Annotated in this window: 14 protein-coding genes; 10 read left to right on the top strand and 4 right to left on the bottom strand. The window is 25.6% G+C overall.

Going from position 1 to position 17203, the window contains the following annotated elements; translation table 11 throughout:
* Position 1: 1 nt before the first annotated feature.
* The 3 genes from BUA70_RS06275 (at position 2) to dut (ending at position 2580) form a co-directional block, all read left to right on the top strand.
* Complete coding sequence (locus tag BUA70_RS06275; RefSeq protein ID WP_072894996.1) at positions 2–616, top strand: V-type ATP synthase subunit D; 615 nt, start codon at positions 2–4, stop codon at positions 614–616.
* 63 nt (positions 617–679) lie between these two features.
* Positions 680–1819, top strand: a complete 1140-nt coding sequence (locus tag BUA70_RS06270) for an MSCRAMM family protein (protein WP_072894993.1) — start codon at positions 680–682, stop codon at positions 1817–1819.
* Positions 1820–2139: 320 nt separating this feature from the next.
* Complete coding sequence (gene dut, locus BUA70_RS06265; RefSeq protein ID WP_072894989.1) at positions 2140–2580, top strand: dUTP diphosphatase; 441 nt, start codon at positions 2140–2142, stop codon at positions 2578–2580.
* A 260-nt stretch (positions 2581–2840) separates the two neighbouring features.
* Here dut and BUA70_RS06260 read toward each other — a convergent pair whose 3' ends face one another.
* The 3 genes from BUA70_RS06260 to BUA70_RS06250 form a co-directional block, all read right to left on the bottom strand.
* Entirely contained in the window at positions 2841–4772 is a 1932-nt protein-coding gene (locus tag BUA70_RS06260; RefSeq protein ID WP_072894986.1) for an ABC-F family ATP-binding cassette domain-containing protein, read from the bottom strand.
* 176 nt (positions 4773–4948) lie between these two features.
* Complete coding sequence (locus tag BUA70_RS06255) at positions 4949–5590, bottom strand: DUF4397 domain-containing protein (protein WP_072894982.1); 642 nt, start codon at positions 5588–5590, stop codon at positions 4949–4951.
* A gap of 12 nt (positions 5591–5602) precedes the next feature.
* A complete protein-coding gene (locus BUA70_RS06250) occupies positions 5603–6004 on the bottom strand; it encodes a hypothetical protein (protein ID WP_072894980.1) in 402 nt (133 codons plus the stop codon).
* 143 nt (positions 6005–6147) lie between these two features.
* Between BUA70_RS06250 and BUA70_RS06245 the strand changes: the two genes are divergently transcribed.
* A complete protein-coding gene (locus BUA70_RS06245) occupies positions 6148–7446 on the top strand; it encodes an aminotransferase class V-fold PLP-dependent enzyme (RefSeq protein ID WP_072894976.1) in 1299 nt (432 codons plus the stop codon).
* 220 nt (positions 7447–7666) lie between these two features.
* Here BUA70_RS06245 and BUA70_RS06240 read toward each other — a convergent pair whose 3' ends face one another.
* Positions 7667–8272 carry a DUF624 domain-containing protein gene (locus tag BUA70_RS06240; RefSeq protein WP_278337207.1) on the bottom strand — a complete coding sequence of 202 codons (606 nt, stop codon included), beginning with the start codon at positions 8270–8272 and terminating at the stop codon, positions 7667–7669.
* Positions 8273–8559: 287 nt separating this feature from the next.
* Here BUA70_RS06240 and BUA70_RS06235 point away from each other — a divergent pair, with 287 nt between their 5' ends.
* The 6 genes from BUA70_RS06235 (at position 8560) to BUA70_RS06215 (ending at position 17109) form a co-directional block, all read left to right on the top strand.
* Complete coding sequence (locus BUA70_RS06235; RefSeq protein WP_072894970.1) at positions 8560–10356, top strand: sensor histidine kinase; 1797 nt, start codon at positions 8560–8562, stop codon at positions 10354–10356.
* Entirely contained in the window at positions 10349–10756 is a 408-nt protein-coding gene (locus tag BUA70_RS12910; RefSeq protein WP_083573470.1) for a response regulator, read from the top strand. Before BUA70_RS06235 ends, BUA70_RS12910 begins: the two co-directional genes overlap by 8 nt.
* Positions 10757–10796: 40 nt before the next feature.
* Positions 10797–11906 (top strand): helix-turn-helix transcriptional regulator, encoded by a 1110-nt coding sequence (locus BUA70_RS06230; protein ID WP_083573469.1) that lies wholly within the window; start codon positions 10797–10799, stop codon positions 11904–11906.
* A 108-nt stretch (positions 11907–12014) separates the two neighbouring features.
* Entirely contained in the window at positions 12015–12941 is a 927-nt protein-coding gene (locus tag BUA70_RS06225) for an ABC transporter permease (RefSeq protein ID WP_111944838.1), read from the top strand.
* A 30-nt stretch (positions 12942–12971) separates the two neighbouring features.
* Positions 12972–13901: a carbohydrate ABC transporter permease gene (locus BUA70_RS06220; RefSeq protein WP_083573472.1), complete on the top strand. Its 930-nt coding sequence runs from the start codon at positions 12972–12974 to the stop codon at positions 13899–13901.
* 82 nt (positions 13902–13983) lie between these two features.
* Entirely contained in the window at positions 13984–17109 is a 3126-nt protein-coding gene (locus BUA70_RS06215) for an alpha-mannosidase (RefSeq protein ID WP_072894960.1), read from the top strand.
* Positions 17110–17203 lie beyond the last annotated feature (94 nt).

The raw sequence follows: 17203 nt of genomic DNA, 5'->3' as shown, positions 1-17203 counted from the left end.
TATGGAGAATTTCGCACCTACTAAAGCTACTTTAATGGCTGCAAAGAACTCTTTAGAATTTTCTAAAAAGGGTTTTGAATTATTAGATAAAAAAAGAAATGTTCTTATAAAAGAACTTATGACTTATGTAAGTAGAGCATATGAACTTCAAGGACAAATAGATATAACCTTTAAAAAGGCATATAAAGCCTTACAAATTGCAAATATTACATCGGGAATAATAAATACAGAAGATATAGGAATGGCAATAAAAAATGATGAAGAATATGATGTTATATTTAAAAGTGTAATGGGAGTAGAAGTGCCTAAGGTTATTTATAAAAAGGAAAAATTAAAACCTGTATATGGTTTTTATAGAAGCAATGGAGCTATAGATGAGGCTGTAATACAATTTAATAAGGTTAAGTACTTAACTTATGAATTAGCAGAGGTTGAAAATGCTATTTTTAGATTAGCTATGGAAGTTAAAAAGACTCAAAGAAGAGCTAATGCTCTTCAAAATATACAAATTCCTAAGTTTATTGGCATAGTTAAATTTGTAACAGATGTATTAGAGGAAAAAGATAGGGAAGATCTGTTTAGAATGAAAAAAGTTAAAAAGAAAGGAAAAATGTAAATTAGGCACAAATAATAGGTATACTTCATAAAATGTAACATAGATATATTAAGGAGGTATACCATGGATAACAACTTAGAAAACAATAGATATTGTAATGAAGAAAAAGATTTTGATATTTGGGAGAATATTGATGATTACGTAGAAGATTATGAAGAATGTGATGATGACGATGAGTGTGAAAGAGACAATGATAGAAGAAGAAGACCAGAACATCATTGCGGTTGTAATAATGAAGATAATGAAAACACAAATATCTTAGCTTGCCCTTGTGGAAAACCTAAAGGTGAAATAGTAGTAGAAACATTAATAAAATGCAATTGTTTAGAGCCTTTAGCAGGCGCAAGAGTAAATCTTTATAAAATTAATGGGTGCAAATCTGAACTTATAGCATCTAAATTATCTGATTGTGATGGTAGGGTAGTTTTTGATGAACTAAATGACGGAAATTATAGAGTTGTAGAGTTTGTGGATAGATGCATGTTTGAAAAGCCAGAATATTGTCCTTATAATGAGGTAAAAATTTCAGCTTGTAATAGAACAGAAAAGATTACTATAATAAATAGATTAAAAACTAAAGATGATGTATGTGGAAAAGCTATAGTAGATGTTAAAGCTCTTAAATGCGGAGCGTTAATTCCTTTAAGTGGAATAGATGTTAATTTATATAAATGCTGTAAAGGTAGTTCAAAATTAATTGCTACAAAGAAAACAGATAGCTGCGGTACTTGTACTTTTGATAATATTCCAGAAGGAGATTATAGAATAGCTGTAAAATTTGATATGTGCTTCTGTTCAAATGTTATTTATGATCCAAGTGATAATTTCTCTATTAATTGTAAAGAACAATGTGTAGAAACTACAGTAACTTGTATGCCAGTAGAGGAGTTTAGTAAAGGTACAATAGAAGCTTTAAGTGTATTAAACGGACCTAGAAGAAGACCAATTGAAGGAGTTAAATTTAATCTATACAAATTAGATGGATGTGAGCCAGAGCTTATATCATCTAAGGTAACAAATAGTTCAGGTATAGTAAGATTTGAAGGCTTAGAACATGGTTTATACAAACTAATTCAATGTACACCAGAAGGACTTGCACGTCCTATATATATTCCAACAAATGAATTTGTTATTGACAGAAAACACAGAAGAGGAAAATGCCTAGTTTTAAATAATTTAAGACGTAATAGATGCAACAGATAAATAATATATTAATTTAATTTGGTAGTTGATCTTAAAAAGAGGTTATAAAGAAATTAACTTAGGTTATTTTCTTTATAAGCCTCTTTTATTTATTAAAATATATTTTTTTGTTTATATATGATTTTAGTATTAAATATAAGTAAAATCTTAATTTTTATTTTAAAAATATTATTTAAATTATATATAATTAATTCAATATAAAATTTAATTATTATTTCTTTATAAGTATTATTATTTAATTATAATTAAATAATAATTGCACTTAGCATTATTTTTTAGTAAGCTATATATTATAAATAAAAAAGGAGAGAATATATATTATGGAAAAATTTGATTTAAAAATAATTAAAATACATAAAGATGCTATAATTCCAAGTTATGCTCACGAAGGAGATGCTGGACTTGACCTATTTTCTGTAGAAGAAAAAATTTTAAAGCCTTCCCAAAGTACTTTAATAAAAACAGGAATAAAAATAGAATTACCTAAAAATACTGAAGGACAGGTTAGACCTAGAAGTGGATTAGCATTAAAACACTGTATAACTCTTGTAAATTCTCCAGGAACTATTGATGAAGGGTATAGAGGTGAAGTAGGAGTTATAATGATAAATCATGGTAAAGACGATTTTAAAATAGAAAAAGGTATGAAAATAGCCCAACTTGTTGTAAAGCCTGTATGGAGAGTTAATGTTTTTGAAGTAGATGAACTTTCAGAAAGTGAAAGAGGAGAAGGTGGATTTGGTTCTACTGGATTAAAATAATTATAAGCCTAAAAATTAAAATAAATTTTAGTTAATGTATAGAAGTTTATAAAAATATAATTAAAAATAAAACTTTTGGTTATATAACTACTATATAGATTAAATTACACAAAGCATTGTAGATTCGTCATAAATTAATTTATGATTATAAAAAACTATGAAGATTGAATTTAAAATTTAAGCTTCATAGTTTTTTATTTATAAATATAAATTGAGTTTTTATAGATTTTTATTTATTTGAATTTTATTCATATAAATAGTTAGTTTTCAATTGTTGCAGCTAATTCTTCCCATTCTACATAAAGTAAATCAATTTCCTCTTGAGTAGATGATATTTCTTTATTTACTCTTTCAGATTCTGTTGGGTTAGAATAAATTTCCTCAAGACAAAGTTGATTTTGAAGATTACTTATTTTTTCCTCTTTATCTGCAATTTCTTTTTCTATGTTTTTTAATTTAAGGGCGTTTGCTTTTAGTTGCTTTTCTATGTCTCTTTTTTTCTTTCTTTCTTCTTTTATTTGAGTTTTAGTTTTTCCAGATGTATCCTCTTCTAAACCTTCATATCTATTAGGGTTTTTCTTTTTCTCTATATAATAAGTGTAGTTACCTAAGTATTGCTTTATTCCGTTTTTTTCTAACTCATAGATTCTATCTATTACTTTATTTAAGAAATATCTATCATGAGATATTACTATTAAAGTTCCATCATAACTTAAAATAGCTTTTTCAAGAGCTTCTCTAGACATAATATCTAAGTGATTTGTAGGCTCATCTAAAAGTAAAAAATTAGACTTTGATAGCATAAGTTTTAAAAGATTTATCCTACATTTTTCTCCACCGCTTAATTTATTAATTTCTTTAAAAACATCATCTCCAGTAAATAAAAATGATGCTAAATAATTTCTGATTTCTGTAGTGGTTAGGCTAGGGAATTCATCCCAAATCTCATCTAAAATAGTTTTATCTTCATTAAGATCTGATTGCTCTTGATCATAATATCCAAGAATAACATTTTTACCTAATATTTTTTCACCACAATCTTGTTTAACTCTATCTAATATTATTTTAAATAAAGTAGTTTTTCCTCTACCATTTTCCCCTATTAAAGCTACTTTTTGACTTCTTTTAATATCTAAATTTACATTAGAAAAAAGTTCTTTATCGCCATAGCTTTTAGCTAAATTGTTGATAAATAATACGTCGTTACCACTTTTTACAGAAGTTTCAAATTTGATTTTAGATGCTTCTTTTATTTTATCGGGAGCATCTAATTTTTCCATTTTAGATAAAGCTTTTTCTCTACTTTCTGCAGCTCTAACACTTTTTTCTCTATTAAAGGAACGAAATCTATCTATTATTTCTTCTTGACGCTTAATTTCAGCTTGTTGAATATTATAAGCTTTAAGCTTTGCTTCATAATCTTTTTCACGAAGTTCTAAAAATTTTGTATAACTTGCATTATAACAATTTACGTGACCGTTAATAAGTTCAATAGTAGAATTAGTTACACTATCTAGGAAAAATCTATCATGAGATATAACTAAAACAGTTCCTTTATAGCTTTTTAAGTAATCTTCAAGCCACTCAATAGCATCTAAATCTAAATGGTTTGTAGGCTCATCTAGGAGTAATATATCTGGCTTTGTTAGAAGTAGTTTACAAAGGGCAACTCTAGTTTTTTGTCCTCCACTTAAATATTGAATTTCTTTATCAAAGTCTTTTTCTAAAAAACCTAATCCTTTTAATACTCTAGAAATTTCACCTCTAAAAGTATATCCACCTCTATTTTCATAAAGTTCTTGGCTAAGAGCATAGTCATTTATAAGTTTTTCATGATATTTTTCTTTTGATGGATCATAAGGTTCATTTAATTTGTTTTCAAGGTCTTTAATTTTTTCTTCTAATCTTAAAAGATCCTGGAATACATTTTGCATTTCTATGTATATAGTATTATTACTTTCTAAAGAAAGGTGTTGAGATAAATAGCCTAAAGTTTTATTTTTATCTATAAAAAGCTCTCCATTATCATAGGAAAGTTGTTTTGTTAAAATTTTAAATAAAGTAGACTTTCCTTCACCATTAGGTCCAATTAAGCCTACTTTGTCTCCTTCGTTAATATTAAAAGTTATATTTTTTAAAATTACATCTATACCAAAACTTTTTTCTATATCTTTGCAGCTTAATACAATCATGGTTTTTCTCCTTCATTATAAATTCATTAATATTATACTATTTAAAGGAGATACTATCAATTTTACATATATAAACAAAACTATTTTTATAATAAAAAACTATGAAATTAAAATTTAATTTCATAGTTTTTATGAAAGTGATAAGTTGAAAATTTTATATAAATTTAATTAAAATATTATTTGGTAAAATTTCCATCTTCAAGGATTATTGTTCTTATTCTAGGATTGTCTAAAGTTAATCCTATAGAGTATATTGTATAAAATTTATTAGGCTTTAATTTTATGTTAGGGATTGGAAATGATAAAAAACTAGCATTAGATGCAGAAAGATTAAAAGTATATATACCTGGAGATAAAGGATAATATCCAGAGCTTTCTCTATATTCCATAAATTTAAAAAGAGTTTTTACTCTTCCTAAAGATAAATTTAAAAGTGGAGCCTTAGGAGAATAATGTATAAATCTTAAAAATGATATGTTTTGATTGTTACCAGAGCTTCCGTCTAATATTCTTCTTAAATCTATATCTTCAAACATATTTATAATGCCTATAGTAAAGTAACTCTTAGGATATATTTCTATATATTTTGAAAATAAAGGAGTATCTTTTTTACCAGATAGATAAATCTCTACATTATAATCATCTGGAGCAATTTCAAAATAATTAGTATGTTCTCCAAAAGAAATATTAGAAGCTATAAGTTTACCAGACATATATACATCTACAGAAGGACTATCTGGAGAGGCATGAAGTAATCTTACATAGCTTTTTATAATAGGTAAAGAATTGGTATAATTTAATGCATTAGAAAAAAACATTAATATCTCTCCTTATGACTTATTCACTTCTTTAATTGTTAATTTTATCAGTTGTTTAAATAATAATTTTGATACATTATGAGGTATATTAAAAGTTTCTAAAGACTTAAGCAAAGAAGAATTATTTTTATTAATTATATTAAATATGTGATTACATTTTTCATCTATTATTGAATCTTCTTCTAGATTCCAATCTATATTTGAAAGTATTTCTAGGGGATTAGGAGCAAAAATGTTATTAAGTGGTGGTAGATTTAAAAAGGGATTTACATCAAAACTTTTAGAAATACTGTTTTCAAAAGGAATGGAAAAAGTTGAATTCATGTCAAAGTTATTTAAGTTTTCTATATTATTAAAAAGTGGCTCAAATTTAATATGAATACAATCTTTTGATATTGATTTATTATCTATCATAAAAAAACCTCCTTTAAAAGTGTCTATTTTAATATATGATTAAAAATATAAATATATTTCAAATTTTATATATTTACTCAAATAGCATTGGTATAGTGGCAACAATTATTTTAGGGAATATTATAAATTAGGAGGTAATTTTTATGGCTTTTATAAATTTAGAAAATAAAGTATTAAAATCTAATAAGAATGTATTACTTTATAATGGTAAAAGTGTGGAGCCTATAAATTTTGATAATGGAGCTACTACACCACCTTTAATAGCTTCAATTAAATCTATAAAAAGATTTATGCCCTATTATGGATCTGTAGGGAGAGGAAAGGGATTTAATTCATTTTTTACTACTGAGATTTTTAATGATTCAAGAAATGAAATATTAAGTTTTTTTGATGTAGAAGATAGAGACAATTATGACATAATATATGTAAAAAATGCTACAGAGGGATTAAACTTACTTGCAAATAATCTAGTAAGTTCTGAAGAAGATATAGTTATAACAACAAGAATGGAACATCACTCTAATGATTTACCTTGGAGGTATTCTAAGGCGAAAGTTAAGTATGTAGATATAGATAAAAGTGGAAGAATTAATTTAAATCACTTAGAAAGTCTTTTAAATGACCATTTAGGTAAGGTTAAAATTATTTCAATTACCGGTGCATCTAATGTAACAGGATATATAAATGATATCTACTATATTTCAAATTTAGCTCATAAATATGGAGCAAAAACAATAGTAGATGGAGCTCAATTAGTTCCACATAAGAAGGTTTTCTTAAATAAAAGGGGTAAGAATATAGATTTTTTAGTTTTTTCTGCTCATAAAATTTATGCACCTTATGGAATAGGAGTTATTGTTTTAAAAAAAGATTATTTAAATCATAAAGCACCTCTTATAAAAGGGGGCGGAACTATATTATATGTTGGAGATAATGATGAGGCATGGGCACCATATCATGAAGCTCATGAAGGAGGAACACCTAACGTATTAGGAGTTGTAGGTCTTGTAGGCGCTTTAAGAGAAATAAATAGAATAGGATTTGATGTTTTTGAAGAAAGAGAAGAGAAGTTAAAAATTCATCTAATAAATAGTTTAAGAATGATTAAAGATATTAAAGTGTATACAGATAATGATTTTAATAATAAATTGGCTATTGCAAGTTTTAATGTAAATAATTATTATCATGAAGAAATTGGAGATTTATTATCTAAATATAGAGGAATATCAGTAAGAAGTGGTTGCTTTTGTGCTCATCCATATGTAAGAAGGTTATTAGATATAAGTGAAAAAGAAGCAAAAGAATTTTTATATAATCCTAAAAAGTTAAAACCAGGTATGGTAAGAGTTAGTTGTGGTTTTTATAATACTTTAGAGGAAATAGATGAGCTTTTAAATACTTTAGAGATAATAATTAATATAAAAAGAAAAATAATTTATTAAAAAATAATTTGTATAAGAATATATTTTAAAATGAATATATTAATAAATTTAATGAATTTTAAGATTATTAATAAAATTTATATAATAAAAGGGGCTATATCAAAGTTTAAAATCTATACAGTATATTATGTATTTATAATTAAATGCATTGGCATATATTGTTATAGCTAAACTATTATGATATAGCCTTTTATATAATTAAACAATCCTTAATACAGCACTATTTTTTGTTTTCTAAGGAATTTAATAAATGTTTATTTACGAACATAAGTAAAAAGGAAAAGATGGTAGCTATAAATAGTGCTGCATATGAAGGTTTAATTTCAAAAAGCATAAGACAAAATAAAAATACTATAATATTTGAAATAGTAACTAGAGGTTTAGATATTATTAAAATTATTGATGTTTTTAAAAGATTAATACTTTTCATCTTATATCTTGATAACAATATAAAAATATAAGGAATTGATAGTAATAATAAGCTTAATATAACTACAAAAAATGGAGTTAAATAAATTCCTATATCTAAAGTTTTGAAAAAAGATATATTAAAGTATAGAATTAATATGAAAAGTAATAATACAATTCCTAAAAAAAAGGATTGAATAAAATTATCTTTATATGATTTAAAATAATCAGAAAATATATTAATATCTTTATTTCTTAACAATTTGCCCATAGTATAAAGTAGAGCCGTAAAAGCAGGAGCAAATAATATACAACTTGCTAAAAATAAAGGTAAGTATATTAATACATTTTGGAAACCTATGAATAAGAAAAAAAGTACCATAGGTAAATTACAAAACCAAAATAAAACATTCCCCATAAAAAACCAAAAAATATAATTAAAAAAAGTCATAATTTTTTCTAAATTAAATCCGTTAACCATTTTATCACCTTAAAAAATATTAGTTTACTATTAGTGTAAGATTAGATAGAGTCATCTTTCAATAGATTATTGTAAAAAAAAATAAAAAAATAAAAAAAATACAATATTTCTAGAAAAATACCAGTTAATATAAATTTACTTTGCGGTGACTGAATTAGTTAATATAAAAAAATTGTGATATAATACAATACAAAAAAATCAAAATATTATAAAGGTTGGGAACAATGAAGTTTATTAACTATAAAAATAATATGTATAAAAGATTATTTATAACCTATTCCATAATAATAATTTTTACTCTTTCAATTATTGATATATATACTACGAAAAAAGTAATAGATACAACAATAAATGAACAGCTATATTTAAATAGAAAGATAATAGAAGATACAAATACATATCTAAACAATCAAAAAGATTACACAAAAACTATGATTAATCAATTATATCAATCTACTACTGAATTGAATGATATTTTATATTATTTAAATAATGATTTAAATAAATATCTTATTAATAAATTAGATATATTTTCTATGAGTAATAAAAATTTTTATAAGGGTATGAGCAGCTATATAAAAAGTTCTTTTGATATGAATAGTACTTTATCTAAGATTTCTCTTTATAGTTATAAAAATAAAACATTAACTATATTTAATAAAAAGGGGGAGATGCATGAGGTTGATATAAAGTCTAAAAAAGACATAAATGATAATATACAAAATACAAATAATAAATTCGGAGAAGTTTTAGAATACTTCAATAAAGAACATTCAAATTCAGATTCTTTATGTTATACAATAAGTAAAGAAATAAAAGATCCACATATTTTTGAAAACGTAGGCATGTTAATATTTACCTTTGACTTGTCTCCTTTGGATAAAATAGTAGAAAAATATGAGAAATCTAATTCAGAACTTATAGTTTTATCTTCATCAGGAGAAGTTTACTATGATTCTCAAAGAAGATTTATAAGAGAAACTTATCCTTATATTGATGAATTACACAAAAATAAGGAAAGTGCTTATCTTGGACAAAAATGTTATTTAGATTATTCTCCTAATGGTTCAGGAATGATATTAATATCTGCAGTTCCAGAAAGAACAGTAATAAAGAAAACTGAATTAATAGTTATAAGTATTCAATTACTGGTTATAGTCTTAAGTATTGTTGGAGAGAGTCTTATATATATGAAGTTAAGAAAGCTTGAAAAAAGAACTTCTAATGTATTGAAAGCTATGAATAAGGTTAAAGATGGAAATCTTCAAGCTAGAATTCCTATAGATGAATGCAAAGATGAGATAGGTATAATTTCTGAAAATTTTAATTGTATGTGTGAACAATTAGATAGTCATATAAAAAGTATGTATGTTGCAAAATTAAATGAGAAAAAGGCAGAAATAAGGGCTCTTCAAAGTCAAATCAATCCTCATTTTCTTTATAATACTTTAGAGTCAATTAGAATGAGGGCCATTTGTAATGGAGATAAAGAAACTGGAAAAATGCTTTATAATTTGGCTACTTTATTTAGAAATGTAGTTAAAGGAAGTAGTATTGTGACAGTAAAAAGTGAGCTTGATTACTGTAGAATGTATTTAGATTTATTTAAATTTAGATATGAAGATAGATTTGAGTATGATATAGACTGCGAAGTGGATATATTAGAAAAACAAATAATAAAGTTATCACTTCAACCTCTTATAGAAAATTTTATAGTTCATGGGATAGATTTATCTAGAAAAGATAATTTCTTACTTATTTCTGTAAGAGAAGTAGAAAATATTATAATTATTGAACTTGAGGATAATGGTAAGGGTATTGATGATGATAAGTTAAAAGAGTTACAAGAACGAATAGAAAAATGTGATAATAATGGTAAATCAATAGGGGTTATAAACGTTCATGAAAGAATACTTTTAACTTATGGAAAGGGGTATGGCATAACTGTTGAAAAAGGTGATAGTAATGGAACTAAAATTACTATGAGGATACCTAAGAGAGAGGTGGATAATAATGTGTAAAGTTATGTTAGTAGATGATGAAAAGCTTATTTTAAATGGATTATTAAATATCATTGATTGGGATTCTATAGGACTTAAAGTTACAGAAACAGCAAATGATGGACAAGAAGCCTATGAAAAATATAAAAAGAATCCTGTAGATATAATTATTACAGATATTACAATGCCTAAATTAACAGGATTACAGTTAATAGAAAAATTAAAAAATGAAGGTTGTGAAAATACAAAATTTATTATTTTAAGTGGATATGATGATTTTTCTTATGCAAAAAAGGCTATTTATTTAGGTATTGAAAATTATATATTAAAGCCAATTGACGAAGAGGAGTTAGAGAAAACTTTAATAACTGTAGTTAATAAAATAAATAGGGAAAAAAAATCAACCTATTTTAGAAAATAAAGAATTAGAAACATTAAATGAAAACATATGTAATAGATGGGTGGCAAATAATATAACAGATTTAGGGTTAGAAGAGAGAAAGTTTGCTCTTTCTATTAGTATTTATAATAAATATTATAATGTAGTATCGATAAAGTTGAATTATGAAAACTCTAACAAGCAAGATACAGCTTACAAAATAAAAGATTTTATAGATAAAAGAATTGATTATTCTAATAAAGAAGTTTTTGTAGATATTGAAAACAATATTATTGTTATAAATGGATGGAATGATAGTCCGGAAGTAAACTTTGAAGAGATATTTACTAGATTAATATATGATATAAAGACTGAATTTAATATTTCAGTATTTATAACAATAGGAAAGACTATTGAACAAAGTAAAAATTTAAGTAAGTCTTATGAAAGTGCAATAAAACTTCAAGAGTATATATTAATAAGAGGATATGGTAATATAATATCTTTTAATGATTTAAAAAGAACCAATGATGAAATACAAGATGTACATATAAATTTTGATGACTTTGAAAAAGTTTTATTAGCAAAGGACGTAGAAAAAGTAAATAAATATATTACTAAAACTTTTAATGATATTTATGAATTAAAAACTTTAACTCCTGAAAAATTAAAAGATATATCAATAAAAATGATGCTTACAATTAAAGAGGCAGCAAAGGATCTAAATATTGAAGGTCGATATAATGATGATTTTTTAAGGGTGTTAATTTTAGAAATATGTAATAAAAAAAGTAAGGAAGAATTAGTAAAAATGTTACAAAGAGAAAGTGAGGAGTTAATAGATAAGATAAACAATAATAATGGAAAATTTAGTCCTGTTATAAAGCAAGTTTTATGCTACGTTAATGACCATTATAATGAAGAACTTTCATTAAAAACTTTAGCTAATAAATATAACATTAATACATCTTATCTTGGACAAATATTTTCTAAAGAAGTTGGCTGCTCCTTTTCAGATTATTTAAATAGAATTAAAAATGAAAAAGCAAAAGAACTTCTTTTAAATACTAATATGAAAATTAATGATATAGCTAAGATTGTTGGTTATATTGATACAAGTTATTTTTATAGAAAATTTAAGAAGTATTTTGGAGTGTGTCCAAGCACTTTAAGGAATTCTAAAAACTATTAACTAAAAAAAGTACATTAAATCTAAATAATTACAACTTTAACCATATATAGCACTGTGATATATTTAAATAAAGCAAACGTTTACTATATGGGAAGGGGAGTAATAAAAATGCAAAAGGTGTTTAAACGATTTAAGATGAATAGAGAACTTTTACTTCTATCATTACCAGGAGCTATATGGTTCTTTATATTTGCATATATACCAATGTTTGGTATAATAGTAGCTTTTAAACAATTTAGAATTAGTGGTGGATTTATAGAAAGTTTAATCAATAGTAAGTGGGTCGGATTAAAGAACTTTGAATTCTTATTTAAAAGTTCAGATGCTTGGATAATAACTAGAAATACAGTACTTTATAATTTAGTATTTATAGTATTAGGTATAGTTATCCCAGTAATCATTGCAATTATGATTAATGAAATATTAAGTAAAAAACTTGCAAAGTTCTATCAAAGTGCAATGTTTTTACCATATTTTTTATCATGGGTTGTTGTAAGTTATTGCTTATTTGCTTTCTTAAGTCCAGAAAGAGGACTTGTAAATGGTATACTTCAAGGTTTTGGAATGGACAGGGTAGCATGGTATACAGAACCTAAGTATTGGCCTTGGATAATTATATTTATGAGTCAATGGAAAGGAATTGGTTATAATACAGTTGTTTATTTAGCATCAATATGTGGAATAGACAGAACTTATTATGAAGCTGCGATGATTGATGGCGCAACAAAGTGGCAACAAATAAAATATATAACAATACCATTATTAAAACCTGTTATAACAATTTTATTTATTATGTCAATAGGTAAAATATTCAACTCTGATTTCGGATTATTCTATCAACTACCAAAAGATTCAGGAGCATTATATCCTGTTACAAATGTTATAGATACTTATGTATATAGAGGATTAATGGTTATGGGTGAAGTTGGAATGAGTTCTGCGGCTGCATTCTATCAATCAATAGTTGGATTTATTTTAATTATGATTTCTAACTTTATTGTTAAAAAGGTAGATAGCGACAACGCATTATTTTAATTAGAAATAGAGGTGAATAAATTGTTTAATATGAAAAATAAGAAAAAAGAATTTGAGGAGCAACCTAATAAATTTAATAGGGTTTCAAAGACTTCAAATATTGTGATGAATGTAATTTTATCAGTATTATCATTATTATGTTTAATACCATTTATATTTGTAATTATAATATCTATTACAGATGAAAAATCATTGCAAATCAATGGATATAGATTTATACCAGAAAAATTAAGTTTTGGAGCTTATAAATATGTAACAGAGTCTGGAGATCTTTTAAGATCTTATGGAGTAACAATTACAGTTACAGTTTTAGGAACTATAATTGGATTATTACTTATATCAACTTATGCATATACCTTATCAAGAAAGACTTATGCATATAAAAAGTTTTTCACTTATGTTGCATTTATTCCAATGTTATTTAGCGGTGGTATGGTTTCATCATATTTAGTTATATCAAAGATGTTAGGACTTAAAAATACAATATGGGCTTTGATATTGCCTATTTGTATGAATACTTTCTATATTATAGTATTAAGAACTTTCTTTAAAATATCAGTACCAGAAGCTGTAATAGAATCAGCTAAAATAGATGGTGCATCAGAGTTAAGATTATTTTTCCAAATAGTTTTACCTATATCATTACCAGGTATTGCAACAATAGCATTATTCTTAACATTAGGATATTGGAATGATTGGTTTAATGCAATGATGTATATAGATGATCAAAATTTAATTCCACTTCAATATTTGCTTATGAGAATAGAAAACTCTATTTCATTCTTAGTAGATAATGCACAGAAGTTGGGTACTCAAGGAATTGAAGCTGCAAATGCGTTGCCTAAAGAAACAGCTAAGATGGCAATTGTTACATTAGCTACTGCACCGATAATATTTGCATATCCATTCTTCCAAAAGTATTTTGTAAACGGATTAACTATAGGTGCTGTTAAAGAATAGACAAAAATATTTGGCCATTATAAAAAGACAAATATAATATATAGTTTATTAAATTTAATTATATGTAAAAGGAGAATTTAAAATGTTTTTTGCATTAGAAAGAATACAAAAAATTTGTAATGACTTAAAAAATTATGTTTACACAGACAAAGTACAAATAAACAACTATAAAATGCTTGAAGGAAATTATCTTGGATTAGAAGCAATAAATAATGCTAAAGGAAAATGGCAAGATTTTAAAACTGGAGATTTATGGGGAGGTAGAGATTATCATTGTTGGTTTAAAACTTCAGTAGAGGTTCCAGAAAGCTTTAAAGGAAAAACAATAGCATTAAATTTTTATACTTTTGAAGAAGGTTGGGATGCAATAAATCCTCAGTTTATACTTTATGTTAATGGTGAGGAAATTCAAGGAATAGACATAAATCATAGAGAAGTTATTTTATCAGATAATGCAGTGCCTGGTACAAAGTATGAAATAGATCTACATGCCTATGCAGGAATGCTTGCTGATAGAAAGGCAACACTTAATGGTGCTTTAGTAACTATCGATTTAGAAACAAGAGAGTTATATTTTAATATACAAACTCCAATATGGGTGTGTGAGAAATTAAATAAAGAAGATAAAAGAAGAATAGATATGCTAAATGTACTAACTGATGCAGTAAATATTCTTGATTTAAGAAAGCCTTTATCTAAAGAATATAATGACTCTGTTAAGGAAGCAAATAAGTTTTTAGAAGAAGAGTTTTATGGAAAACTTTGTGGAGAAGATGACATTATAGCTACTTGTGTTGGACATACTCATATAGATGTAGCATGGCATTGGACTGTAGCTCAAACCAGAGAAAAGGTTGCAAGAAGTTTTTCAACAGTACTTAAGCTTATGGAAAGATATCCAGAATATATTTTTATGTCATCTCAACCTCAACTTTATAAATTTTTAAAAGAAGATTATCCTGAAATTTATAAAAAAGTTAAGGAAAAAGTTAAAGAGGGAGTATGGGAAGCGGAAGGTTCTATGTGGCTTGAAGCCGATTGTAATGTAACATCAGGAGAATCTTTAGTAAGACAAATACTTCATGGTAGAAGATTCTTTAAGGAAGAATTTAATGTAGATAACGAAGTATTATGGCTTCCAGATGTATTTGGTTACTCAGCAGCACTTCCACAAATCTTAAAAAAATCTGATGTAAATTATTTTATGACAACTAAAATTGCATGGAATCAATTTAATAAAATGCCATATGATACATTTATGTGGAGAGGAATTGATGGAACAGAAATTTTAACTCACTTTATAACAACAAAAGATCCATATCAAGATCCTAATTCACACTTTACAACATATAATGGACAAATACATCCTGGTGCTGTAATAGGAGCTTGGGACAGATATCAACAAAAAGATATAAATAATGATGTTTTAATTTCTTATGGATTTGGAGATGGTGGCGGTGGAGCTACTTATGAAATGCTAGAAACTGGTAGAAGATTAGCTAAAGGTATACCAGGATGTCCTAAAGTTAAAATGGGAACATCTTTAGACTACTTTAAGAAACTTGAAAAAACTGTTGGAGAAAATGAAAGATTACCTAAGTGGGTAGGAGAGTTATATCTTGAGTATCACAGAGGAACTTATACTTCAATGGCTAGAAATAAAAGAGATAATAGAATTTGTGAAAATCTTTATGAAGCAGCAGAAAAATTTAATTCATTATCAATGATCTTAGGTAAAACTTATCCTTATGCTGATTTAAATAAAGCTTGGGAAAATATATTATTAAATCAATTCCATGATATATTACCAGGATCATCAATTAAAGAAGTTTATGAGGTTACTAAGAAAGAATATAAAGAACTTATAAATAAAGGATACAATATTTTAAATGAAGGAATAGATTTTATAGCTTCAAATATTAACTTAGATATTAAATCTGTAGTAGTATTTAACTCATTATCTTTTAAAAGAGATGATATTGCAGAATTTGATATTCCAAAAGGCATAAAAAATCCTGCAGTTTTAGATGAAAATGATGAGGTTTTAGTTTGTCAAAGAGTAGAGAATGGAAGAGCAATATTCTTTGCAAAGGGAGTACCTGCTAATGGATATAAAGTATTTAAAATAGTAGAAGCTACTAGGAATGGTAAAGAGGTTGAAATTTCTAGTGATATGGCAGACAATAAGTTCTTTACTATAAAATTTAATGATGAAGGTCATATAACATCATTCTTTGATAAAAGAAGTAAAAGAGAAGTGTTAAAGGCAGGTCAGGTAGCAAATGTATTAGAAGCTTTTGAAGATAAGCCAATGAATTTTGATAACTGGGATATAGATATTTATTATACAGAAAAAATGTGGAAAGTTAATGATATAGAAAGTATTGAAGTTATAGAAAGAGGACCTGTAAGAAGTACTCTTTTAATAAAGAGAAAATTTGTAGATTCAATTATAAAGCAAAAGGTTCATGTATATAATGATCTACCAAGAGTTGACTTTAATACTTATGTAGATTGGAAGCAATCACAAGTATTATTAAAGGTAGCATTCCCAGTAGATTTAAATTCAAATACAGCTACTTATGAAATTCAATATGGTAATGTTGAGAGACCTACTCATCATAATACATCTTGGGATTTGGCTAGATTTGAAGTATGCGGACAAAAATGGGCAGATCTTTCAGAAGGGGATTATGGTGTAAGTTTATTAAACAATTGCAAATATGGACATGATATTAAAGATGGAAATATGAGACTTACTTTAATTAAATCTGGAATAGAACCAAATCCTACAACAGACCAAGAAGAACATTTCTTCACATATTCATTATATCCACATGAAGGTACATGGAAGGAAGCTAATACTGCGCAAATGGCATATGAATTAAATGTACCACTATATACTAAGGTTGAAGAAAGTCATAAGGGTGAGCTAGAAGAAAAATTATCTATTGTTAAATTAAATAAGGAAAATGTAATTATTGAAGTTATTAAGAAGGCGGAAGATAGTGATTATTTAATTGTTAGAATGTATGAATATTTCAATAAGAGAACTAACTTAGAGTTAGAGTTCTTTAGATATATAGAGGATGCAATAGAGTGTAACTTAATGGAAAGGGATTTAGAAAAAGTTTCATTTAATAAAAATAAAATATCATTATTAATAAAACCATTTGAAATAAAAACTTTAAAAATTAAATTAAAATAATAATTTAAAAATAAATATAGATTTATAGGACTTAGTATTAAGTCCTATAAATTTATAAAATAATTTTACAATGAAAAATTAATTATAATACTTC

Origin of the sequence: Clostridium fallax (genome assembly GCF_900129365.1) — a bacterium.
Taxonomy (GTDB): domain Bacteria; phylum Bacillota; class Clostridia; order Clostridiales; family Clostridiaceae; genus Clostridium_AH; species Clostridium_AH fallax.
The sequence above is the reverse complement of the archived record's forward strand: the minus strand, read 5'-3'. Positions and strand labels throughout refer to the sequence as shown.